At 43.3% G+C, this 24,518-nt stretch carries 23 protein-coding genes; 11 read left to right on the top strand and 12 right to left on the bottom strand.

Annotated elements, in window-relative coordinates; all coding sequences use genetic code 11:
- Window positions 1-228: 228 nt before the first annotated feature.
- Entirely contained in the window at window positions 229-477 is a 249-nt protein-coding gene (locus tag R7Q11_RS07420; RefSeq protein WP_005387884.1) for a YciN family protein, read from the top strand.
- Window positions 478-540: 63 nt separating this feature from the next.
- Here the strand turns inward: R7Q11_RS07420 and aroA are convergent, their stop codons facing one another.
- Window positions 541-1,821 (bottom strand): 3-phosphoshikimate 1-carboxyvinyltransferase, encoded by a 1,281-nt coding sequence (aroA, locus tag R7Q11_RS07415; RefSeq protein WP_005387883.1) that lies wholly within the window; start codon window positions 1,819-1,821, stop codon window positions 541-543.
- 290 nt (window positions 1,822-2,111) lie between these two features.
- Window positions 2,112-2,588, bottom strand: coding sequence for a glycine zipper 2TM domain-containing protein (locus R7Q11_RS07410; RefSeq protein WP_005378348.1), 477 nt, complete (start codon window positions 2,586-2,588; stop codon window positions 2,112-2,114).
- A 39-nt stretch (window positions 2,589-2,627) separates the two neighbouring features.
- On the opposite strand from R7Q11_RS07410, the gene aat reads away from it, so the two are divergent.
- The 3 genes from aat to infA all read left to right on the top strand — a co-directional run bounded on the left by aat (window position 2,628) and on the right by infA (window position 4,333).
- Window positions 2,628-3,335, top strand: coding sequence for a leucyl/phenylalanyl-tRNA--protein transferase (gene aat / locus R7Q11_RS07405; protein WP_005387881.1), 708 nt, complete (start codon window positions 2,628-2,630; stop codon window positions 3,333-3,335).
- Entirely contained in the window at window positions 3,332-4,033 is a 702-nt protein-coding gene (locus R7Q11_RS07400) for an arginyltransferase (RefSeq protein ID WP_225466335.1), read from the top strand. The genes aat and R7Q11_RS07400 overlap by 4 nt, the downstream gene beginning before the upstream one ends.
- 81 nt (window positions 4,034-4,114) lie before the next feature.
- Window positions 4,115-4,333 (top strand): translation initiation factor IF-1, encoded by a 219-nt coding sequence (gene infA / locus R7Q11_RS07395; RefSeq protein ID WP_001040192.1) that lies wholly within the window; start codon window positions 4,115-4,117, stop codon window positions 4,331-4,333.
- Between the two features lie 133 nt (window positions 4,334-4,466).
- Here infA and clpA read toward each other — a convergent pair whose 3' ends face one another.
- Window positions 4,467-6,734 (bottom strand): ATP-dependent Clp protease ATP-binding subunit ClpA, encoded by a 2,268-nt coding sequence (gene clpA, locus R7Q11_RS07390; RefSeq protein WP_005387879.1) that lies wholly within the window; start codon window positions 6,732-6,734, stop codon window positions 4,467-4,469.
- Between the two features lie 50 nt (window positions 6,735-6,784).
- Window positions 6,785-7,105, bottom strand: a complete 321-nt coding sequence (gene clpS, locus R7Q11_RS07385; RefSeq protein ID WP_005378419.1) for an ATP-dependent Clp protease adapter ClpS — start codon at window positions 7,103-7,105, stop codon at window positions 6,785-6,787.
- Between the two features lie 704 nt (window positions 7,106-7,809).
- Here clpS and cspD point away from each other — a divergent pair.
- Window positions 7,810-8,028 carry a cold shock domain-containing protein CspD gene (cspD, locus tag R7Q11_RS07380; RefSeq protein WP_005378407.1) on the top strand — a complete coding sequence of 73 codons (219 nt, stop codon included), beginning with the start codon at window positions 7,810-7,812 and terminating at the stop codon, window positions 8,026-8,028.
- Between the two features lie 183 nt (window positions 8,029-8,211).
- Here cspD and R7Q11_RS07375 read toward each other — a convergent pair whose 3' ends face one another.
- Complete coding sequence (locus R7Q11_RS07375; protein WP_005378404.1) at window positions 8,212-10,437, bottom strand: NADP-dependent isocitrate dehydrogenase; 2,226 nt, start codon at window positions 10,435-10,437, stop codon at window positions 8,212-8,214.
- 311 nt (window positions 10,438-10,748) lie between these two features.
- Between R7Q11_RS07375 and R7Q11_RS07370 the strand changes: the two genes are divergently transcribed.
- Complete coding sequence (locus R7Q11_RS07370; protein ID WP_017634731.1) at window positions 10,749-11,450, top strand: pseudouridine synthase; 702 nt, start codon at window positions 10,749-10,751, stop codon at window positions 11,448-11,450.
- An 85-nt stretch (window positions 11,451-11,535) separates the two neighbouring features.
- On the opposite strand, the gene R7Q11_RS07365 is transcribed toward R7Q11_RS07370, so the two are convergent.
- Window positions 11,536-12,213 carry a DUF2057 family protein gene (locus R7Q11_RS07365; protein ID WP_017634732.1) on the bottom strand — a complete coding sequence of 226 codons (678 nt, stop codon included), beginning with the start codon at window positions 12,211-12,213 and terminating at the stop codon, window positions 11,536-11,538.
- A 76-nt stretch (window positions 12,214-12,289) separates the two neighbouring features.
- Window positions 12,290-13,369, bottom strand: coding sequence for a porin (locus tag R7Q11_RS07360; RefSeq protein ID WP_005378424.1), 1,080 nt, complete (start codon window positions 13,367-13,369; stop codon window positions 12,290-12,292).
- A gap of 515 nt (window positions 13,370-13,884) precedes the next feature.
- Here R7Q11_RS07360 and dinG point away from each other — a divergent pair.
- From dinG to xthA, 5 genes are all read left to right on the top strand, one after another.
- Window positions 13,885-15,960 carry an ATP-dependent DNA helicase DinG gene (dinG, locus tag R7Q11_RS07355; RefSeq protein ID WP_167415105.1) on the top strand — a complete coding sequence of 692 codons (2,076 nt, stop codon included), beginning with the start codon at window positions 13,885-13,887 and terminating at the stop codon, window positions 15,958-15,960.
- Between the two features lie 14 nt (window positions 15,961-15,974).
- Window positions 15,975-16,760 (top strand): sulfite exporter TauE/SafE family protein, encoded by a 786-nt coding sequence (locus tag R7Q11_RS07350; protein ID WP_005387866.1) that lies wholly within the window; start codon window positions 15,975-15,977, stop codon window positions 16,758-16,760.
- Window positions 16,757-17,302, top strand: a complete 546-nt coding sequence (locus R7Q11_RS07345; RefSeq protein ID WP_005378431.1) for a primosomal replication protein — start codon at window positions 16,757-16,759, stop codon at window positions 17,300-17,302. The genes R7Q11_RS07350 and R7Q11_RS07345 overlap by 4 nt, the downstream gene beginning before the upstream one ends.
- On the top strand, window positions 17,302-17,466 hold the full coding sequence (rsmS, locus tag R7Q11_RS07340; RefSeq protein WP_005378432.1) for a pleiotropic regulatory protein RsmS: 165 nt from the start codon (window positions 17,302-17,304) through the stop codon (window positions 17,464-17,466). Before R7Q11_RS07345 ends, rsmS begins: the two co-directional genes overlap by 1 nt.
- A 93-nt stretch (window positions 17,467-17,559) precedes the next feature.
- Window positions 17,560-18,366, top strand: coding sequence for an exodeoxyribonuclease III (xthA, locus tag R7Q11_RS07335; protein WP_005378433.1), 807 nt, complete (start codon window positions 17,560-17,562; stop codon window positions 18,364-18,366).
- 92 nt (window positions 18,367-18,458) lie between these two features.
- On the opposite strand, the gene R7Q11_RS07330 is transcribed toward xthA, so the two are convergent.
- From R7Q11_RS07330 to R7Q11_RS07310, 5 genes are all read right to left on the bottom strand, one after another.
- Window positions 18,459-21,182: an ImpA family metalloprotease gene (locus R7Q11_RS07330; protein WP_225466334.1), complete on the bottom strand. Its 2,724-nt coding sequence runs from the start codon at window positions 21,180-21,182 to the stop codon at window positions 18,459-18,461.
- A 154-nt stretch (window positions 21,183-21,336) separates the two neighbouring features.
- Window positions 21,337-22,014 carry an ABC transporter permease gene (locus R7Q11_RS07325; protein WP_005378435.1) on the bottom strand — a complete coding sequence of 226 codons (678 nt, stop codon included), beginning with the start codon at window positions 22,012-22,014 and terminating at the stop codon, window positions 21,337-21,339.
- A 3-nt stretch (window positions 22,015-22,017) separates the two neighbouring features.
- A complete protein-coding gene (locus R7Q11_RS07320; RefSeq protein ID WP_005378436.1) occupies window positions 22,018-22,758 on the bottom strand; it encodes an ABC transporter permease in 741 nt (246 codons plus the stop codon).
- A gap of 81 nt (window positions 22,759-22,839) precedes the next feature.
- Window positions 22,840-23,610 carry an ABC transporter substrate-binding protein gene (locus tag R7Q11_RS07315; RefSeq protein WP_005378437.1) on the bottom strand — a complete coding sequence of 257 codons (771 nt, stop codon included), beginning with the start codon at window positions 23,608-23,610 and terminating at the stop codon, window positions 22,840-22,842.
- 83 nt (window positions 23,611-23,693) lie between these two features.
- On the bottom strand, window positions 23,694-24,464 hold the full coding sequence (locus R7Q11_RS07310) for an ABC transporter ATP-binding protein (RefSeq protein ID WP_005378438.1): 771 nt from the start codon (window positions 24,462-24,464) through the stop codon (window positions 23,694-23,696).
- Window positions 24,465-24,518: the final 54 nt, after the last annotated feature.

The following is a 24,518-nucleotide window of genomic DNA, read 5'->3' as shown; positions in this document are numbered from 1 at the left end:
CATATCTAAACAGGCAAACTTAGCATCCGCTAATCCAATGCAATAAATTTTGTTACCCATCACAAAATAGTTTGGTTCAATGCTCTGCCATCTTCCTCCGCATCATGCTTATACTCTAAAAATTGATCTGTTTAGTCTTACTGAACGATTGACTGAATTAATCATGCAAACCCATTTTAGTTGTAGGTATACTCAGCGTTCTTAACTGAATAGGATGGTAGAAAGAATATGTCTGATAGAACGTTTATCGAAGAGTTCGACCTTCTTTTGATCGCTAACCAAATCATCCAAGAGCACGATGATTACATCGAGGGAATGCGAGCAACAAGTGTAGAAGAAAAAGAAGGTGTTTTAGTTTTTAAAGGTGAATACTTCCTTGATGACAAAGGTTTACCAACTTCAAATACGACTGCAGTATTCAATATGTTCAAATACTTAGCGCATCACCTTTCTAAGGAATTTACGCTGGTTAAATAGTATTGGGAAACAAAAAAGCCAGAGTGTTATTCACTCTGGCTTTCCTGTTTCAGGTCAGAATATTTAGCAGCTCAAAGCCTTAAGTTTGTCGAAGTAGTCAGGGAACGTTTTCGACGTACACTTTGGATCGTTAATCGTCACAGGCGTATCACTAAGTGCCACCAGCGAAAAACACATCGCCATACGATGATCATCGTAAGTATCAATCGCTGCATGCTTTAACTGAGAGACAGGTTTGACGATGATGTAGTCTTCCCCTTCTTCCACTTCCGCACCAACTTTACGTAACTCAGTCGCCATAGCTGACAAACGGTCTGTTTCTTTTACACGCCAGTTATAAACGTTACGAATAGCGGTAGTGCCTTCGGCAAATAACGCTGTTGTCGCGATGGTCATTGCAGCATCAGGGATATGGTTGTAATCCATATCAATGCCTTTTAATTGACCAACACGTGAAATTACGTAGTCATCACCCCATTCAATTTCTGCACCCATTTTTTCAAGCGCATCAGCAAATTGAATATCACCTTGAATGCTGTTTTTACCGATACCCGTGACTTTAACTTCTCCACCTTTGATGGCTGCCGCCGCCAAGAAGTAAGAAGCAGAAGACGCGTCACCTTCAACCAAGAAATCACCTGGAGCGATGTATTGCTGACCGGCTGGGATCACAAACTCTTGATAGTCGTTGTTGATCACATCGACTCCAAACTGCTTCATGATATGCAGGGTGATATCGATATAAGGCTTAGAAACCAAATCGCCTTCGATGTTGATGCGAATTTCACCTTCAGCCAATGGCGCAGACATTAAGAAAGCGGTCAAGAACTGACTTGAAATGGACCCATCGATAGAAACTGTACCTGCTTTTAGGCCAGTACCAATTATTTTGAGAGGCGGAAAGTTCTCGTTTTCCATGTACTCAACGTTCGCACCAGCATCTTTCAGTGCCGTGACAAGGTGACCAATTGGACGCTCTTTCATACGAGGTTCGCCCGTCAGTACATACTCCCCTTCTCCAAGACAAAGAGCCGCAGCTAATGGTCGCATCGCAGTGCCAGCATTGCCGAGAAATAACTCTACCGGCTCTGAGACAGAAAACGGACGCCCAAGGCCTTCAACGAGACATTCTGTTTTATCTTCGGAAAGTTGGTATTGAACGCCTAGTTTAGTCAGCGCATTCAGCATATGACGGATATCATCACTGTCGAGGAGATTAGTAAGGCGAGTTCTGCCTTTAGCAAGAGCAGCAAGTAAAAGAGCTCGATTAGAAACGCTTTTAGAGCCAGGAAGGTTCACTTCCCCTTGAATTTTATTGATAGGTTGTAACGTTAGGCTTTCCATTAAAAGTTGATAATCCTTTGTGCCCTCAACATACGATTTTTTATGAGGGCTAAACAATTCTTCGTGAATTCAGACTACCCAAAAAAACACGACAAAACCAGAGTAAATCGGTGCTAATTTATGAATATCCTCAAGCAGCCTAAAGATACAGAATTAAAGGCATTGCCAGCGATGTAAATCAGAGCGAAAGAAGCACGGCGAAACAGCAAACTATTTCGACTTTATTTGACGATAAGCCAGCCCGACTGTACATGCCTGATTAGGCTTCGTTAGGCTAAAACAACCTAGGGTTAATAAGTGATATCAACCCTGACTCCATCATCAAAATATAAAATACGAACTTCATCCCCTCGACTAAATAACATATTTTTATCAACATCTTGGATGACATTAATTAGCTTATCACCCTTCACTTTGATGAGTAGCTCAACTAACTTATATTCAACCGTGTATTGGTAATTACTTTGGTTTTGAGCAACTGCGGCACCTGCAAGCGCACCCACTGCCGTCGCGACTTCTCTTCCCGTACCGCCACCAAATTGATTACCGACTAAACCACCGATAGTGGCACCAAGTAGTGTCTTCCAACCGTTACTTTTCGATTGAACAACCTCTTGTTGAGTAATATAACGGACAGAGTCAATCTTCCCGTAAACTACTTCATTAACTGGCTTGGCAACATTTCTTTCATAGGCTGCGTTGGCGACAAGTGGTAAAAACAGTATGATCCCAAGCCATACTTTTACGATATTTCTTAACCAGGTCATCATAAACTCCTCTGACTCCAATGTTGGTAACGACTTCTTATGGCTATTTATTTAACTGAACTCGATGAAACGTTCAACTTTCCCTCACCCTATAAAGCACTCAGCGACCCCAATGGCTTGCTGGCTTTTGGTGGTGACTTAAACCCCATGAGAATCCTCAATGGTTATTATCAAGGCATTTTCCCTTGGTATGGTCCTGGTGAACCTATTTTATGGTGGAGCCCTTCTCCGCGCGCTGTGTTTGACCCATTGCAGTTTAAGCCATCTAAAAGTCTCAAAAAATTTCAGCGTAAACATAACTATAAAGTAACACTCAATTTCGCGACAGAAGAAGTGATTAGACTATGTTCTTCAACACGCCCTGCAGAGGAAACATGGCTCAACGAGGAAATGCAAGCTTCCTACATTGAGTTAGCCAAACTTGGTCACTGTCACTCTGTAGAAGTATGGCATGACAACAACCTGATTGGCGGACTATATGGCATCTGCGTGGGCCAACTTTTTTGCGGGGAGTCGATGTTTAGCCTAAAAGATAACGCATCCAAAATTGCATTGTGGTACTTATGCAACCATTTGGCGTCAAAGCAAGGTCAATTAATCGATTGCCAAGTTATGAATTCTCACTTGGCATCACTTGGCGCATTTGAACTTGAGCGTGACGAATTTATGCAAAAACTACTATCTTTAAGAGAAAAGCAAACACTATTTGATGCCTATCAGCCCCAAGTTTTGCAGGATTCAGTATGAGTACGGATATACAACATATTCGAATAGGGTTGACGAATAATCACCCTTGTAGTTATTTGCCTGAACGGCAAGAGCGGGTTGCGGTGGCGCTTGATGAAAGGCTGCATACTGAAGAAAATTACCAGTTGCTCATGGCTAACGGTTTTCGTCGTAGCGGAGATACCATATATAAACCGCATTGCGAGCATTGCACCGCTTGCCAGCCAATTCGAGTCTCGATTCCAGACGTTAGATTATCAAAAAGTCAGAAGAGGCTGCTTAATAAAGCACAGTCTTTACGCTGGGAAATGAAGCATGAAATGGATGAGGAATGGTTTGAGCTTTACAGTCGGTACATCTGCAAACGGCATAAAAACGGCACTATGTACCCACCAAAGCGTGATGAGTTTGCTCGATTTGCTCAAACTAGCTGGCTGACAACGTCGTTTTTACACATTTACGATGAATCAGATCAATTGCTCGCCATTGCGGTGACAGATTTGATGCCACAATGCTCGAGTGCTTTTTATACTTTCTTTGACCCTGACTACGAGTTATCTCTTGGCACGTTAGCAGTGCTTTATCAAATTAAATACTGCCAAGAAAACAAACAACAGTGGCTATATTTGGGATATCAGATTGATGAGTGCCCAGCAATGAGCTACAAAACACGCTTTCAACGCCACCAAAGGCTAGTAAATCAGCGTTGGCGAGGGTAGAATACGCCTCAACTTTACATAATTACTATTTAGCGGCAGAATATAGCCCGCTAATATTGCCTAATTTCTAAAGAGGATTAAATGGCTAAAGAAGACGTAATCGAGATGCAAGGCACTGTCCTTGACACTCTACCAAACACTATGTTCCGTGTTGAACTTGAAAACGGTCACGTTGTGACTGCTCACATCTCTGGCAAGATGCGTAAGAACTACATCCGTATCCTAACGGGTGACAAAGTAACTGTAGAGATGACTCCATACGACCTGTCAAAAGGCCGCATCGTCTTCCGCGCTCGTTAATCTCTGATTTTCGGATGCAATAAAAAACGGAGCAAGCTGCTCCGTTTTTTATTGCACAATTTTTTCCGATTTAGTTCAGATAAAAAAGCGCACGATCTTCTCGTGCGCTTTTGCGTTTGTTACCGACTAACGATTAATGCATCGCTGTCTCTTTCTCACTTAAGTATTCAAACTCAAGCGTATCGTTGACCAGCGTTACTTTCACTGTACCGCCGTCAACTAAAGATCCAAACAACAGTTCGTTAGCCAAAGGCTTCTTAAGCTGTTCTTGGATAACACGCCCCATTGGGCGAGCCCCCATAGCTTTGTCATAACCTTTATGTGCTAACCAATGGCGAGCGTCTTGCGATACTTCCATTGAAACGCCTCTCGCATCAAGTTGCACTTGCAGTTCAACAATGAACTTATCAACCACTTGATGGATAACGCTTTCATCAAGGCTGTTAAACCAGATGATGTTATCAAGACGGTTACGGAACTCAGGAGTAAACACCTTCTTAATTTCCGCCATTGCATCGTGACTGTTGTCTTGTTGAATCAAACCAATTGATTTCTTCTCGGTTTCCGCCACACCTGCGTTAGTTGTCATAACAAGAATGACATTACGGAAGTCTGCTTTGCGACCATTGTTGTCCGTTAGCGTACCGTTATCCATGACTTGCAACAACAGGTTAAAGATATCAGGGTGCGCTTTTTCAATCTCATCAAGTAATACGACCGAGTGTGGATGCTTAATAACAGCATCGGTTAGCAAACCACCTTGGTCATAACCGACATAACCAGGAGGCGCACCAATTAAGCGACTTACGGAGTGACGCTCACCATACTCAGACATATCAAAACGAAGTAGCTCGATACCTAGAAGCTTAGATAACTGCACCGTCACCTCTGTTTTACCAACCCCTGTTGGGCCTGCAAACAAGAATGAACCAACAGGTTTGTTGTCTACACCTAAACCTGCACGTGTCAGCTTGATCGCCTCGGACAATGCATCAATCGCATTATCTTGACCGAATACCAACATCTTCATTTTGCTATCTAAGTTTTTCAAAATGTCTTTATCTGAAGAAGAAACCGACTTCTCTGGAATTCGCGCCATTTTGGCAACCATTGATTCGATATCAGCCACTCCGACCGTTTTTTTACGACGGCTTGCAGGAGCAAGACGACTACGAGCACCAGCTTCATCAATGACATCAATGGCCTTATCTGGTAGATGGCGTTCATTAATGTATTTAGCCGACAGTTCTACCGCGGCACGCAGTGCTTTATTGGTATAACGTACTTCATGGTGAGCTTCGTACTTCGGCTTCAAGCCCATCAAGATTTTAGTTGTATCATCCAATGAGGGCTCTACAACGTCTATCTTTTGGAAGCGGCGAGACAACGCACGCTCTTTCTCGAAAATGTTGCTGTATTCTTGGTATGTCGTCGAACCAATACAACGCAACTTACCGCTACTTAAAAGAGGCTTAATAAGATTTGCTGCATCGACTTGACCACCAGATGCCGCGCCTGCACCGATGATGGTATGTATTTCATCGATGAACAAAATGGCATCTTCTTCTTTTTCAAGTTGTTTCAAAATCGCCTTGAAGCGCTTTTCAAAATCACCGCGGTATTTGGTACCAGCGAGCAAAGAGCCAATATCTAGTGAATAAATCACGCTGTTTTGAATAACCTCAGGGACCTGCCCTTCGACAATTCTCCATGCAAGACCTTCCGCTATGGCTGTTTTACCAACCCCTGCCTCACCCACTAGTAGTGGATTATTCTTGCGGCGTCGACAAAGTACCTGAATAGTGCGCTCTAACTCTTTATCACGTCCAATGAGTGGGTCGATGTTTCCATCTTTAGCGACTTGATTAAGATTCGTCGCAAAGCTTTCTAAGCGTTCTTCAGAATTAGGCTCTTCAACACTTTCTGAGCTAAACGAGTCTGATGATGAATCCTCACCTGCACCTGATGCTTTAGTAATACCGTGGGAGATGAAGTTAACAATATCTAATCGGGAGATGTCATTTTTCTTCAGAAGGTAAGCGGCATGCGACTCTTGCTCACTGAAGATAGCAACAAGCACGTTGGCGCCTGTTACTTCATTACGACCAGACGACTGTACATGAAAGACGGCGCGTTGTAGTACACGTTGAAAACTCAAAGTCGGCTGCGTTTCACGCGTCTCATCACTATCTGGGATAAGAGGCGTAGTTTGATCGATGAAAATATCGAGTTCGTTGCGTAAAGCGTCAAGATCCGCCTTACAAGCTAGAAGGGCTTCCTTAGCTGCATCATTTTCCAACAATGCAAGTAGGAGGTGTTCGACAGTCATAAACTCGTGGCGTTTATCTCGCGCCCGAGCAAATGCACCGTTAAGGCTTGACTCTAGTTCTTTATTTAGCATAAGTACCTCCCGAAAAAACAACTGGGGTTGTTCGAGCAAGTCTTCTTTGTTTACGCTTGCTCCATAGTGCAAAGTAGCGGATGTTCATTTTCCCTTGCGTACATCGTAACTTGCGCTACTTTTGTCTCGGCAATTTCTGCGCTGTATGTGCCGCAGATTGCCTTTCCTTCATAGTGGACCTGAAGCATGATTTGAGTTGCTTTATCAATATCATGTGAGAAAAATCGCTCAAGCACCTCTATGACGAAATCCATAGGTGTATAGTCATCATTATTGAGTACGACATTGTACAGCTTAGGTGGCTGGACTTTCGTACTTTCTCGCTCCAGAAGATCAGAGTCCGGAGTGACCCATTCAAAATTTTTACTCATGGCAATCTAAAGATATCGTATCAAAGGGTTGATGTTTTCGACCTATAAAAACAATCTACCACAAGCATGCAGCGCGGTGTAGTGAGTTATGGCACCGAATTCGATCTTTGATCGATAAAAGTTGCTACCTAATATAGAGACTAATGCACGTCTTGATACGGCGCAAATAAAAGATGCTTGTCGATAAGTTACACATTTTTTCTTATAAAAGAACTTTCTATTTATTGCTCTCGGACTATTGCAAACCACCCCATCATCTTCTATCTGGATCACACTTCCTCATTGAGAATACGGTAATTATCACGAAAACTTCATTTTTTATTCAGTCAGAGGATTCTTCTCCCATAAGCAACACGGACAGTATGGCTTTTTCAGTATGAGCCGCTTCATAGGCAAATTGACTAAACTTCTGCGTATATACGAAAAACTGTTTGCAAATTTGTTAATCTCAAAAGTGATTTGTTTTCAATTATGTTTCTGTTTGTTGCTCACTGCTATTGACTGTCGAAATTCATTGACTACAGTGGAAAGTGTCGATGCATAAATCATCATTTTGAAACCTCTCTTCTTTAAGTGGTTTGATGAATGTGACTTATCATTGATTTGACGTTTGTTGGCATTCGCTGACAATGGTAGTACCAAGTTAAAGGTATAACTTGGTTGCAGTAACAACATCAGTAAAAAATGCATGAGGGATGTAAAGCATGGCTACAGGTACAGTAAAGTGGTTTAACAATGCCAAAGGATTTGGGTTTATTTGTTCAGATGAAGAAGAGGGAGATATCTTTGCCCACTACTCAACTATCCAGATGGACGGTTATCGTACACTGAAAGCAGGCCAACAAGTCTCTTACGAGATTGAAAAAGGTCCCAAAGGCTGTCACGCGAGTAGCGTCGTGCCTCTTGAAGGCCAAGCCAAATAATTAGAGCGCTGTCGAAATATAAAAATATTGCTCTCGAAACGCCACGTTGATGTTTTGAAGAGAAAAATAAACCCGCCAAGATAGCGGGTTTCTTACTATTTAGAGCACGCGTTACAAAAGGAACACTTACAACGCACTTACAGGATAGGAAACACGTCGAAAACGACGTGTTTTTACACTAACTTACTTGTTAATGATTGCGTTAAAGGTTTCGCTTGGACGCATCAATTTAGAAACCAATGCATCGTCTAGTAAGTAGTAACCTCCTAGCTCACCTTTCACGCCTTGCGCATTATTTAGCTCAGCAACGATCGTTTCTTCCTGCTCTGACAGCGCTTTTGCAATTGGTGCAAATTCAGCAGCAAGATCCGCATCATCCGTTTGCTCTGAAAGCGCTTTCGCCCAGTAAAGTGCAAGATAGAAGTGGCTTCCACGGTTATCTAGCTCACCCACTTTGCGTGACGGAGATTTGTTGGTGTCTAAAAACTCACCGGTCGCTTTATCTAGTGTATCTGCGAGAACCTGAGCCTTAGGATTGTTTGTCGCTACACTTAAATGCTCTAACGAAGCTGCAAGCGCTAGGAACTCGCCCAAAGAATCCCAACGAAGGTGATTCTCTTTTTCTACTTGTTGAACGTGCTTAGGAGCAGAACCACCAGCGCCTGTTTCAAATAGACCACCACCATTCATCAATGGAACAATAGATAGCATCTTAGCAGACGTACCTAACTCTAGAATTGGGAACAAGTCTGTTAGGTAGTCACGAAGAACATTACCTGTAACAGAGATAGTATCTAGGCCCGCTTTCATACGCTCTAGTGAGTACTTACAAGCTTCAACAGGAGATAGGATCTTAATCTCTAGACCGTCAGTATCGTGATCTGGTAGGTAGGCGTTTACTTTCTTGATGAGCTCAGCATCGTGCGCGCGGTTTTCATCTAGCCAGAATACAGCTGGAACACCTGTTGCACGTGCGCGAGTCACTGCTAGTTTAACCCAATCTTGGATTGGTGCGTCTTTAACCTGACACATACGGAAGATATCACCTTCTTCAACCGCTTGCTCTAACAGTACGTTACCTGAAGCATCAACAACGCGAACAGTACCCGCAGCGTCTAGAATGAATGTCTTGTCGTGAGAACCATACTCTTCAGCTTTCTGAGCCATTAGACCAACGTTAGGTACGCTACCCATAGTGGTTGGATCAAATGCGCCGTGCTCTTTACAGAAATCAATAACCGCTTGGTAAATACCTGCGTAGCTACGATCTGGAATCATCGCTTTGGTGTCTTTTTGTTTACCATCTGGTCCCCACATTTGACCCGAAGAGCGAAGCATTGCTGGCATAGAAGCATCTACAATAATGTCACTTGGTACATGTAAGTTTGTGATACCACGATCAGAGTCAACCATCGCAAGTTCTGGTTGAGTTTGGTAAACCGCTTGAATGGCCGCTTCAATTTCTGCTTTTTGCGCTTCAGGTAGAGACTCAATTTTTGAGTAAACATCACCGATGCCATTGTTTACATCAACGCCTAGCTCTTCAAACAGCTTACCGTACTTATCGAAAACGTCTTTGTAGTAAACTTTTACGGCATGGCCGAAAATGACAGGGTCAGAAACTTTCATCATCGTCGCTTTCATATGAAGAGACAGCAGCACGTCTTGTGCTTTCGCTTCAGCAATCTCTTTCTCGAAAAATTCAACCAACGCCTTCTTCTTCATTACTGAAGTATCAATGACTTCTTTATCTAGTAATGGGAACGCAGACTTAAGCTCTTTAACTGTACCATCATTACCGACAAACTCGATTTTGACCTCTGTTGCACCAGAGATAGTTGTAGACTTTTCGCTACCAAAGAAGTCATTGTCTGACATGCTCGCAACATGAGACTTAGATTCTGCTGACCATGCACCCATTGAGTGTGGGTTTTTCTTCGCGTAGTTCTTAACCGAAGTCGGAGCACGACGGTCTGAGTTACCTTCACGAAGTACTGGGTTAACCGCACTACCTTTGATTTTGTCGTAAGCCGCTTTAATCGCTTTCTCTTCGTACGTGCTCGGCTCTTCTGGGTAGTTTGGTAAATCGTAACCTTTCGCCTGAAGCTCTTTAATCGCCGCTTTAAGCTGAGGAACTGAAGCTGAAATGTTAGGTAGCTTGATGATATTTGCTTCTGGAGTTTGAGCTAGTTCACCAAGCTCAGTCAACGCATCGCCAATGCGCTGTTCTTCTTTTAGATGCTCTGGGAAGTTAGCGATAATTCGACCTGCTAGTGAAATATCACGAGTATCTACATTGATGCCAGACGATGCTGTGAATGATTGAATGATTGGTAGTAATGAATAAGTTGCTAGCGCCGGCGCTTCATCAGTGATGGTGTAGATAATTGTAGGTTTTTCTGTAGGCATGAAATTTCCCTATTTTTTAATCAACTTGTTGGCTGATCAACTCAGCGTCTGAGTTGGTTTAATTGACGCATTGCTGCGCGTTAGCAGTACATGTCTCCTCACTAACGCCACATGCGGTTCGCACTCTTTGTTGTAGTTTGAAGCTCTAAGCTCTGAATCCATGAGTGCACTGATATAATTAAACAAATAACACGAATTAGTCTATCATTCTGTGCGCGTTTGTTAGTTTTAGGCGCGCAAATCATATCCGATCATGAGAAAACTTAAAACTTTCAAACACAGTTCATTTACATTTTTGCAGGGTAGTTAACATGTCATCTCGTACAGGTCAGGAAAAAGGTCGCAGTCGTAACCAGTCTAAAACGGGCCATTTTAAACACTCAGGAGCTCGCAATGGCTCGAAGACTCGTACTCAGCAAGACCGCCGCCCTAATCGCCCAACAAAAAGCCAAAAGCCAAAAGTGGCCCCTAAAGATCGTAAAGTCATTATTTTCAATAAGCCTTACGATACGCTCAGTCAATTTACCGATGGCGATGGTCGCAAAACGTTAGCGGACTATATCCCAATCAAAAATGTCTATGCGGCTGGCCGATTGGACCGAGACAGCGAAGGTTTGATGGTACTCACTAACGATGGCATCTTGCAGGCGAAGCTAACGCAGCCAAAGTCAAAATCGCCGAAGACTTATTGGGTTCAAGTTGATGGCGCTCCTCAGGAGCAAGATCTTGAAAAATTGAGAAAGGGAGTAGAGCTAAAAGATGGTATGACTCTACCAGCCGAAGTTGAAGTTATTCCAAAACCACAAGTCTGGGACAGAACGCCTCCGGTTCGTTTTCGCGCAAATATCCCTACCACTTGGTTAGCCATTACCATTATTGAAGGAAGAAATCGTCAGGTGCGTCGCATGACTGCGCACATTGGCTTCCCTACTTTGCGCCTCATTCGTCATTCGATGGGTGATATCGTCCTTAACGACCTAATGCCTGGTGAATGGAGAGAAATCTCTCTCTAATAAGCAGAAAAGATAAAAGCAGGCTTAAAGCCTGCTTTTTAGATTCGTACTTTTTCAGTTAAGCCCTATCTAATGAACTAAGGGATTACTGCTCAGCAAGCCAGTTTTTAAAGGCCTCTTTTTCCGCCGGAGACGCTTTCTGGTACATCGTCTTTAATACATCAACCATTGGGCTGTCGTTCGATGCGGCTGTTGAACGGGTATCACTAGTCTCAACTCGAGGCTCGATATCACTTACTGATTGTTGATGCTGATTCACAGTTACATAACTAACGGCAACACTCGCGATACCGCCAGCAATATTGTAGTTGCGAGATTCTTGAGGGTAATTACGACCAATTTGAACACCATCTGACTCTAATACATCTTCGACCAAAGCAATAGGTTGGCCTTTGGTATCCAGTAATTGCCAATCTAGAGGCGAGATGTTGTTTTGCGCTTGGCGAAGAGTTTTAAACTCTGGCAGTTCAAACGTTAGCTTTTCGTTTTCAGCATCAAATTTAGCAACGATTACATCACTGTAAACCGTCTTAAGGTTTTCGTTAATTTCGAATGTAGGTTGATATTTGAAGACAATTTGATTCGTTCCGTCAGGTAGTTCGATTGTCTTCTCACTAGAAAAAAGACCACCTTCTAGATCTGGCTTCTCCATGTTGACGGCCAATAACTTCACGTCTTCTGGAACCACTAAAGTCGTTGCAGCGTAGAGGTTTGTACTGGCAAAAATAGACAGTGCCATTGCCACTTTTAATGATAACTGCATAGAATTTTTCATCCTTATCTTCATAGTAAAAGACCCAGCATATAGCTGGGTCTTACAATATCAAACTGGGTATTGATTACCAGTAGAAACGAGCACCAACACCGAAGTTAGTTGCGTCGTCTGTGTCTTTGTTGTCGAAGTCAGTACCTTCGAAAGTGTAACCCGCTTCTGCGAATACACGTGCCCATTTAGAGAACTTGTATTCAACACCAGCGTAGAACCAAGAAGAGTCTGCGTCTACTTTACCTGCTTCGTCAGTAGACTGAGCTAGGTACTCGTAACCAGAGTATAGAGTTGTTTTAGGAGCAACAGCGAACATACCAGCTACAACGATGTAGTGTGAATCAACTGTTGATTTACCTAGCTTATCTTCGTTTTCGTTGTAGTAGTACGTAGCACCTAGAGTGTGCTCGTTTAGTGCGTACTCAGCAGTTACTTCAAAAGATAGGTTTTCGTTATCAGTACGCTCTGTGTGAGAAACTGTTTGCTCTACACCATTAAGAACTAGTTTTTTCTCTTTAGTTACGTTGATGTCGTTGTTCGCAGTAAGTACACCAGCGTGTAGAGATAGGTCGTTGAAAGATTTACCAACGAATACTTCTAGTACTTCTTCGTTAGAATCTTTTTCGCCTAGCGCGTAACCAGCTTTTAGCCAGAACGCGTCATTTTCGTAAGCGTATTTGATTTGAGAATCGTTGTTCCAAGCGTGACCGTATGCAGTTTCCGCTGCGTTACCACCGAAGAAGTAAGAGTAATCTGCGAAGTATACGTCATCAGCCCAAGTACCTTCTTTACCGAAGCGAAGAGTACCCATATCACCCATATCAAAACCGATGATGTGGCGACGTACGTATACAGAGTCATCTGTACGCTCGCTTGAATCAGCACCTGCGTCGTAGTTGTCACCTAGAGCAACACCGATTTCAACTTCACCCAGAACTTTTAGGCTTTCGTCAACAACGTAAACCGCGTTCACACCAGTACGAGAAGAGCTAGTGTTTAGCTCTGCTGTGTGATCAGTTTTTTCTGTGAATAGAAGAGTTGGACGTAGCTGACCGTAGAAATCTACAGAACCTTCTTCAGATTTGAATACTTCAGCTGCGTTCACTGAAGTTGCAGACGCAACTACAGCTAGTGCTAATAGAGTTTTTTTCATAATTAATCCACTGCCTTTTCTTAGTTCGGGATATCCTTGTCCGGTTCCCTTTTTTTATATGTTTGAGGTAGAGCGTTAACAAAACGTTATACAGCACCTCCTCAAAATCTGGAGCTAAGAGTGCAAAAGATTATTCTGGCTGTCAAATTTTCTAAATACCAATGTAAAAAAAACAAAATACCATTATAAAACAACAACTTGATAAGTTTACCTTTATTTATTCGACGAACATCTAACCAATCTCCATTATTATTTGTAATTTACAAAATTATTAACAAATGGTTTTTTAATCCAATAAGTAAATTTAAAAAAACAAAAAAAAGAATAAAAACCCACAAATCAGACCAAGTTGGAGTTTTATATTTTTCATATAATGAAATTAATTTCATTAAGATAAGGTTCAATATTTTTTTGTGAAGGAGATCTACATTCCTTATAAAAGCATTCCGTTTTGTGAACTACTGTACAACTAGTGATGTGTGCTACTATTCGCCTCCAACGCATTTGAGGCCCGTATGCTGACCAGTAACATTCAAAAATCGATTCGTAATAGCTATCAAAACCTTCAAGATCAACTTGATAACTTTGTGCCTAGAAGAGCACAAAACTACCTTGTTGCAGAGATTGCAAAAACGCTGTGCGGTCAGTATCACAAATCTAACCGAATACTCGTTGCAGAAGCAGGGACTGGAATTGGTAAATCGCTCTCCTATCTAATGGCAACCATTCCCGTGGCTGTACATAACAATAGAAAAGTGGTTATCTCAACGGCGACCGTCGCTCTGCAAGAGCAGCTCATAAATAAAGACCTCCCTCTTTTTCGTCGGATTACCGACCGAGAGTTTTCTTTTATTTTGGCAAAAGGCCGTCAACGCTATTGTTGTGCAGAAAAGCTCGCTACTGCTAGCGGTGCTGATGGTGGCCAGTTAGCCATGTTTGAAACCAAACCTAAGCAAAAAGATATAGAGCTGTTAGAAACAATGCATCGCTCTCTTGCGCAAGGTAAATGGGACGGTGACCGTGATTCTTGGCCTAAACCCATCGACGATAAGCTTTGGCAACTGATTGTCAGTGATAAACACAGTTGCAATAACAGTTTACCAGGCCACCGCGGCTGCCCATTCCAAAAAGCGCGCTCAGAGTTGGATAAAAACGATGTCATCATTGCTAACCACTCTCTCGTCATGGCAGACGCAGATTTAGGTGGCGGCGTGATTTTACCTGAGCCAGAAAATACGATATACGTCTTCGACGAGGCACATCACTTACCTCACGTCGCTCGTGACCATGCTTCAGCATCTGCGAGTTTAAAAGGTGCGGCAGCATGGCTTGAGAAGTTAAATCAGTCGATTAGTAAGTTTTCATCACTCGCAGACGAGAAACGCGTAGCTCGATTTCGCAACGACCTTCAAGACGCGGTTCAGAACTTGATACCGGCACTGACTCAATTGCCCAAACAGTTCGACCCAGCTCAATTTGAAGAGGGTATCTACCGCTTCGAACACGGTGAACTACCTGAGTGGCTAGAGAACCAATCCAAAGAACTAAAACAGTTCAGTAAAAAAGCAAATCAGAGCGTGGCAAAAATTGCCGACCTTATTGCGGAAAGAGTAAAAGACGGGGAGCTTGCGACAAGGTTGGCTGAACCAGCGCTTGCAGAGCTCGGTTTCTACATTCAAAGGTTAGAAAACCTAGCGCAAGTATGGCATTTAATGGCTGAACCAACTCGTGAAAAAGGTGCGCCTTTAGCTCGCTGGTTAGAAACCCACCCCGATCGCGAGGGTGATTTCATTGTGAGTGTTTCGCCACTTGAAATTGGATGGCAACTCGACCAACAGATTTGGAGCAGATGTATTGGCGCCATTTTGGTTTCCGCAACGATGCGTGCATTAAACTCTTTCCATTACTTTTGCCATCAGGTTGGTATTGATGGAAAACCAGAATCAGGCACTCAGTTTTTAGCGCTTGCGTCACCATTCGATTACCAAAACCAAGCAGAATTACTCATCCCTGCGATGAAATATGAACCACCAGCGCCTCAATTTACTGAATATCTTATTGAGACCTTGCCTAAGTACTTGGAAGACAAGAAAGCCAACTTAGTATTATTCTCATCCTATTGGCAGATGAACCAAGTCGCGAAGGCACTCTCTTCGGAGTTCATAAAAAAAGGCTGGGCGTTGCAAGTTCAAGGTGAAAGCTCACGTCAAGAAATTCTAAAAAAACATAAAAAGTTAATAGAATCAAATAAAACCAGCATCTTATTTGGTACTGGCAGTTTCTCTGAGGGGCTAGATTTACCTGGCGAATTACTTGAAAACTTGGTGATTACAAAAATTCCATTTGGTGTTCCAACCTCCCCTGTTGAGCAGGCTCACTCCGAATACATCGAGAAAAAAGGAGGAAACCCGTTTATGCAAATAACTGTACCTGACGCAAGCAAAAAGCTGATCCAGAGCGTAGGTCGCTTACTGCGTAAAGAGAGAGATTCTGGTAGAGTAACGATTCTTGATCGACGCCTAGTCACTAAGCGATACGGACAAGCCTTAATCGACTCACTACCTCCATTTAAACGTAAAATAGAATATTAGAAGAATCACCATTTATGGAAATGATTGAGCCAACCATGCTGTTGGTGTTGGCGCTTGTCGCTTTTGTCGCAGGATTTATTGATGCAGTTGCCGGTGGTGGTGGCATGCTTACCGTACCTGCTCTACTTTCGCTAGGCTTGCCGCCTCATATTGCACTAGGCACCAATAAACTTGCCGCTACCTTTGCTTCTTCTACTGCAGCATTTACGTACTACAAAAAACGTCTATTCAAACCTCAATGCTGGAGGCGTGCATTCGTGGCAACACTCGTCGGAGCGACATTAGGTACGCTATTTGTAGATGCGATTAGTACGGATTGGCTGGAAAAAGGATTGCCGCTTGTTATTTTGGCGGCAGCGTTGTATACCGTTTTTCATAAAACACCCCACTCTGCTCATCAAAGTCCAATACCCGAGCCTTGTCCAAAACTTCATAAAAAACAGTACATGCAAGGCTTATCCATAGGATTCTACGACGGACTCGCAGGGCCTGGAACTGGGGCTTTTTGGACAGTAAGTTCAATGGCGCTGTACCGGCTGAATATCTTGCTCGCTTCTGGCTTAGCAAAAGCAATGAACTTTACCAGTAACTTTACCTCTTTGATCACTTTTGCATTCCTCGGACATATCAACTGGGTGCTAGGCTTAACAATGGGAGTATGTTTAATGGCTGGTGCTTTTGTTGGCGCGCACTCCGCTATTAGATTTGGTTCTAAATTCATTCGTCCTGTATTTGTTACTGTCGTCAGCATACTAGCCATTAAATTGGCTTATGACGCATGGTTTGTAGGTTTGTCATGAACATTTCTCAACTCCAGGAAAATCTAGAACAAATGGCGAAGCAAGCCGCTGTTCTTGACCGTCAAAGAGGCGAACATCATGTTCCGCTTTTTGATGAGCGTTTATTTGGTTGCCGCTCTCGCTTACTTACTCCTTGCGTAAAAGAAGCAAAAGCCACGCTGGATGCGATTGTGCGTGAGCAAAATGAAGGTAAGCTCACCGCTTTGCGCGCTGAGTACCTCACTGAACGGTTAGTGGCGCAAATCGGTGCGATTCAACGCGAGATTTCTACCACTAAAATTCGTAAGAATGAAATCAAACATAGCAGCCATTTCCGTAAGCCTATCAACGTGCTTTATCAGGAGCTCGCTCAACACCAAGAGTGGGCAAGACGCTTGCGCGAGATGGTGTTAGAAAAAGAACGTGCTGTCGAAAGCGCTCCGAGTTTTATGCGTGCCGACGCTCAAAAAGTATTACTAGCAACCGAGCAACGTTTAGCGCGTTGTGAAGCAGCACTTCTTAAGCTAGAGAACCAAATTACACATAGGGAAAAACATCAATAATGGCTGACCAACCAACCTCGCCTTTAGATGACGCACCTGAAGAGATCAAACTGGCTGTCGATTTAATCTATTTGCTTGAGAGCAATGAGATAGATCCAGAAGTTGCGCTTAACGCTTTAAAGATCGTGCAAAACGACTTAGAAAACAAATTAAAAGCAAAGTAGCTCAGAGCGTTTCACTCCTTTCACCGAGACTCATTTTCAGTGCTCTTACACAATGATACTATTCATAAAAAGTACGCCCCAAAAGGATAAATAATGAAAGTAATCAGCTTTAACATCAATGGACTACGTGCGCGACTGCACCAACTCCAAGCGCTAATCGACAAACACCAACCTGATGTAATTGGTCTTCAGGAAATTAAAGTTCACGATGAAGCATTCCCGATTGAAGCTGTCGAAGCCATGGGCTACAAAGTGTATTTTCATGGTCAAAAAGCACATTACGGCGTAGCAATGCTTTGTAAGCAAGAGCCTCTACACGTACAAAAAGGGTTCCCGACGGATAACGAAGAACATCAAAAGCGCATGATCATGGCAACGTTTTTAAATGAAAACGGCGAAAAGGTCACTGTGCTAAACGGCTACTTCCCTCAAGGGGATAACATCAGCCACGAAACCAAATTCCCATACAAGCGCCAATTCTATAAAGATCTGATGACCTACCTAAACGATCATCACAATAACGACGAGCAATTGATTGTTATGGGTGACATCAACATCAGCCCTATTGATGCAGATATCGGTATCGGCGAGCCAAACCGTAAACGTTGGCTAAAAACAGGTAAATGTTCATTCCAACCTGAAGAGCGCGAATGGTTGAAAACCTTACTAGACTGGGGCTTTGTGGACACCTTCCGTAAGCTATACCCAGAGGTGAACGATCAATTTTCGTGGTTTGACTACCGTTCTCGCGGTTTTGATGATAACCGTGGCCTACGAATTGATGTCATTTTGGCAACCCCTTCTCTAGCGGAAAAGTGTATTGAATCTGGTATCGACTATGAGCTTCGTGGTATCGAGAAGCCTTCAGATCACGCACCAATCTGGTCGACATTTAAGTAATTTATTGCAAAGCTATAAGCGAGACTCAACGCTAAGCTTAGTCCAATAAAAAGGGAGACTCAGTCTCCCTTTTCATACAAATTACCAGTTAATCACTGATTTAGCGGCCAAACCGTTTGACCATCAATAGTTATCGGTGTTTGAGCAAATTCGTTCAGACAGTAGCCTGTATTACTACTTGCAAAGTAAGTGAGCGGCATCGGCGGTAGATTCAGCGCCACAACCTGCTGTTTCGCTTTTTCTGTGAACGAGAACCCCCACATATCGAGATAGCTAGTCATATCTCGCTGAGAGATGTAGCTCAGAGCAATAAGCAACCAGTCGTTGTTCGAGATGCTATTTGCTTCTTCCCGAGAGTAGTTGGCAAAACCAATGCTCAATCGTCTCTCATCCCAAAGCGCGTCGTCCGATTTTAAGCGGTTAAACTCACGTTCAATCAGGTGCAAGCGCGCCAATAAATGCCAACCATTTTTAAGCACACCTTCATGCTGCGCCGCCATCATCATTTGAATGTAAACACGAGCGCCCCAACTCCAACTGGTTTGATTTTGCGCAGCCATGTATGCGTTTGGATCCGCTTGAGTTCGGCTAGCTTGCAATAATTCAAACTGGCCTTTGAAATCCAAGCTTTGGCAAGTTGAAACTTTTCCCGTATTCTGGAAGAAACGAGACTTACTGTAATACGAGTAGTAATTGGTCGTTGAATGCCCTTCCCAGCCTGAAAATCGGAATCGACCTTTTTCTAAACCATGACCAAGCTCATGTAAATCACCGTGACCGAGTGGGCTGAATGACCAGTAAGTATCGTAAGGGTTACCCGAACAACCATAACCACACGTCGCTTGGTCAGCGTTCATGTGCTTCACTATATCAATATTGGCGATTTCCCAACCTTGGTTTTGGGCGTATTGAATAATTTCAGGCACTTCATCTATGCCCGGCCCTTGGAAACCTGCCAGCACATGCGGGTAGTTGTGAACATATTCTTCTGTTGCAAGCGCCATTTCCGAAGGGGTAGACCACATTTCATCGTTGACCGACTCCAACATTTTGTCGCGCTTTGAGTGTACTTCAAACCCAGGAGTGATCAGCTCAGCCCAATCGAATAAATTGGCTTCTAACTGTTGAATAAAAGCGTCGTTGTCCTTCTCACTTCTCCAAACTGGATGCTGTGCCACATGATTAAATTTCAGTTCAACCGGAACATCATTTTTGTCAAAGTGAACCTGTACTGGACCACCATAAGGAGAAGTCAGCGTGATGGTTTCACCCGGCTTTACTTCATAGCCGAATGAAGTCAGCAGTTTTGGTCGCGTGTATCCATCTTTGCTGAACTCATGAGTTGCACCACTTCTTAAAGTGTTGATGACAATCTTAGTCGCCACATCATTGCTGTCATTACGTTTAACCGTAAAGGTTTCCCCAGGAAGCGCATACACACCAGCCGAACGGAAGTTACGCTTTGATTCCATATTAATCGTTGCACTGATTCTCTTTATGTCAGGGCTAAACTCACTACGGCTGAAGTTCCCCATATTTGGTTGTTTTGGGTTTACGCTTCGGCTGTTGTATTGCACGTAATCGGCAAAGTACGACTTTAGGAATTCGGTCGTTTGGGTTGATTGTTTGTCCATCGGGAAGACAACCGTTTGACGATAATGATCAGCCAGCAATACCATGAGTTTTTCGTATTGGTAGCCGTTTTGATTAAACAAATCTACTTTTTGTTCATCAAGCTTTTGCAACCAATGGCGAATGCTGTTTGCCCCTGCATAAAATTGACTGTCCATATTCGCAGTGTCAGGGCAGGATTTGTCATCACACTTTGACAAGTCAACGTTGAAATTTTGAGATTCAAAACGAGACAACAGCGCTTGTTGTGTGATGACAGAGTCCGGCACAACGTTCATCAACGATGAAGGTTCCCAGTTGACCAAGCCTAACTTACGCCAATAGTTATCTCCCACATAATCAACATGGAATTTTTCCAAAATGTCTTGGCCAAGATCAGTTAGTCCTCCATCCCAATGCAGGTATAGAACAGGAATTTGGACTTGCTCAGCGTATTCCAAAGCTTCGAGTACTGGTTTGTTGGTATCTCCAGATTGCAGATGCTGTGACAAGATCAATAAGTTTGGAGTATTGGTTTGCAAGCAGCTAAGTAGCTTCGAACCATCGCATAGGTTGGCCTCGTTAAACGCCAACTCTTGTGAAACATTGTCTTTCAGCCAATTCCGAGTCGCTTGCTCATCCGGAAAGTAATAAGACTGATCCATTTGCGCGATGACGACGTTTGAAGTAACTCCGCCCGACAACCAAGTGACCAGGTTACTTAACCATTTCGTCATCGCTGCGTTGGAAGAGTCGGGAAAACGTTGTGCCGTTCTAAATGGGTTACTACCTAATAGTGCGTAACGTTGACCATTAGACTTTTCCCCGGCAACGCCAATTGACAGAGCTTGATCTTTGTAACCGCTTGCCATGGCCTTATTGGTCATCAAGATGGTGTCGTTGAAGCCATACTGAGGTGCCAAGATCGCGGCATCATGGGTTGGATCCCAATAAAGACCTGAAAGGCTTTTCGCAATTGCAGATTTGATCGTATTCGACTGCATCTTGTGGGCTTCTACAACCTGACGACTTTCTCGAATGAAATCGCTCGGGTCAGAAACGAGCAGTGCATTACCAGTTTCCAGAGCTTGTTGAACTGGAGCTTGCGTTGGTTTTACTTGAGCATTAGGTTGTGATTCTCCCTCTCCCCCACCACATCCTGTGGCTAAGGCGGCAATGCCCAACGATAGAATTGTTTTTTTCATTTTTACTTACTAAACAATGAGTTTATCGAATGTTAATGTAAGTTAATGAATAATAAGAAAGAGTCTTTTACATCGGCTGGAAAAATAGGAATGAAGATAACAAAATTATCAAAAGCAATAGCACCCACTCCGGTGCTATTGCCTCTATTGATAATTAGCTTAAAGGACGCAGATAAGCTAAGAAACGCTTCTCTGCCACTTTGAAACACCACAAAATCATAAACGTCAGTGCCATGTAGAACAGCCCCGCCGTCAGGAAAGACTCAAATGGTGCATAGTAGCGCGAGTTAACTAGACGCGCAGCACCAGTTAAATCCATGATGGTAACGATGCCCGCGACTGCACTTCCGTGCAGCATAAATATGACCTCGTTGGAATAAGCTGGTAATGCTCGACGCAATGCACTCGGCAAGATAATACGTCTGTATGTCATAAACTTACTCATGCCATAGGCTTTCGCAGCTTCCACCTCACCTTTCGGCAAACCATTAATCGCACCACGAATAATTTCTGCGGTGTAAGCCGATGTATTCAGAATAAAAGCGACCAAAGCACAGAACCAAGCGTTCTCCCACAAGGTATCTTTCACAGGGAAAAACTGATCCATGCCGTAGTAAATCAAATACAGCTGAACCAATAGCGGCGTTCCACGGAAAAAGTAAATGAATCCCCAAGAAGGTAAGCTTAGAGCGTAATTGGTACTATTGCGTGCCACGGCTAATGGGATAGAGACACACAAGCCAATAACCAACGCTAATCCCACTAACCAAACTGTTGTCCAAAGTCCCTGAAGATAAGTTGGAAAGCTTTCAATAATCAAAGAAAAGTCCATAACTTACCTCGCATGAATACTGAACTTACGCTCAACAAGCTTGAGTAGCCCGGTCGAAACGCTGGTAAAAAATAGAAAGATGAGCGCGACAGCCATGTAAAAGGTGAACGGCATTTTCGTTGTACCTGCTGCCAATGAGCTCATTCTCACCATGTCATCCAGACCAATAATGGAAACTAACGCTGTGGTCTTAAGTAACACTAACCAGTTATTACCAAATCCAGGTAATGCATGACGAATCATCTGAGGAAGTAAGATTCTTCTAAACGATAAAGCAGAACTCATCCCATAAGCTTTCGCCGCTTCTAATTCACCCTTGTCCACCGCCATGATCGCTCCACGAAAAGTCTCCGCCATGTAGGCGCCAAAGATAAAACCAATCGTGAGTACACCAGCTATAAATGGGCTGACATCAATATAATCAGGTAAGTAAGACGTCCATTCATGGTTTGGATCACTCGAGGCAAACCACTCGTTGAGCGTTTCGTTGATGGAGTAAAGGCTGTTATTTAAAAGTATTTGTCCACCAAAGAAAATTAGCATCATCAGAACCAAATCTGGAATGCCGCGAATAACGGTGGTGTAAAGAGTGGCAATCGCCCTTGCCCATTTGTAAGGTGCTAACTTAGCTAATGCGCCAAGCATGCCTAAGACCATGGCGAGAATGAGTGAAAGCACTGCAACTTCTATTGTTACTAAAGCTCCCTTCAAAATCGAAGCTTCGTATCCTTGTAAATCTAGCATAGGTGAGTTCCTAATCCCTAAACTCAAAAAATCGACCGTTGACTACTTCTAGGAACAAGCCAACGGTCGCTTAATTACGGTTTATTCACCGTACACATCGTAGTTAAAGTATTTACCAGCAATTTCTTGGTAAACACCTTTCTCACGTAGTGAAATAATTGCTGCGTCGAGTTTCTTCGTCAGATCTTTGTCTTGTTTACGAACAGCGATACCCATACCTTCGCCAAACCATTTTGGATCGGTTAACGATGGTCCAACAAACTCATAAGCTTCGCCACCTGCTTTGTTGATCACACCCTCTTCTAGAGCAGACGCATCACCTAAAACGGCAGCAATTCGACCATTTTCTAGATCAAGATACGCTTCATCAAAAGAGCCATAACGCACAATTTCAACATCATCGCCGTAGTTGTCAGTTAAGTACTTGTCATGTGTCGTCGCACGTTGCACGCCAATTTTGACATCTTTAAGATTATCAAAATCTAGACCAGCACCTTTCTTAGCGATAAATTTATTTGGAATTTGTGCGTACTTGCCAGTGAAATCGACTTTTTTCTTGCGCTCTTCAGTGATAGACATTGCTGCGATGATGGCATCGTACTTACGTGCAAGCAGAGAAGGAATAATACCATCCCAATCTTGAGCGACGATTTTGCACTTCACTTGCATCTCTTCACAGAGTGCATTTGCCATGTCTACGTCAAAGCCTTTTATTGAGCCATCAGTTTCTGTCCAGCTAAACGGAGGGTAAGCACCTTCGATACCAAAGCGAACTGTTTTCCATTCTTTCGCTTGGGCAACACCTGATACTGCCGTTGCAGCAATCGTTGCTGCTAATAACCACTTTTTCATTTCCATACTCCTGTGATTGCTATTTTATTTCGTTTTGTTTGTTGTGTTGGCTTAGGAGGCAATAGTCTGCCGCCTAACAAATATTAGTAAATGGATGAGATAAACTGCTGTAATCGTTCTGAATCCGGGTTTGTAAATAGCTTAGCTGGATTTCCCTGTTCTTCCACTAAGCCTTGATGTAAAAACATCACATGGTTTGATACGTCACGCGCAAACGCCATTTCGTGCGTGACCACCAGCATAGTTCGCCCTTCATCTGCCAAATCTCTCATTACCCCCAGAACTTCTCCTACAAGTTCTGGGTCAAGCGCAGAAGTTGGCTCGTCAAACAACATCACCTCTGGGTCAACTGCTAGCGCACGGGCAATAGCGGCACGTTGCTGCTGGCCGCCAGATAAGTGCCCAGGGTAATAATCTTTACGCTCATACAAGCCTACTTTCTTAAGCAAGACTTCTGCGTTTTCAATCGCTTGAGCTTTTGGCACGCCTAGGACATGAACAGGCGCCTCAATCACGTTTTCTAGTACGGTTAGGTGAGACCAGAGGTTGAAACCTTGGAAAACCATTGCCAGGCGTGAGCGAATACGTTGGACTTGCTTTTCATTAGCAGGAACAGATTCACCTGCTCTGTTGTTCTTCATTTGGATTAATTCACCATTTACCCAAATTTCGCCCGCGGTAGGCGTTTCTAGCAAGTTGATACATCTGAGAAAGGTACTCTTACCTGAGCCGGAAGAGCCAATGATGGAGATAACATCTCCTTTGTGCGCGGCAAGTGAAATGCCTTTTAAAACTTCATTTTGTCCAAATGTTTTGTGCAGGTCTTTTATATCTAGCGCTGGTACATCATTCATGCGCCCTACTCCCTGTGTTTTTGTCACTGCAATTAAGGGACTCCGCCCTCTCTA

This window comes from Vibrio sp. 970 (genome assembly GCF_033339075.1).
The sequence above is the reverse complement of the archived record's forward strand: the minus strand, read 5'-3'. Positions and strand labels throughout refer to the sequence as shown.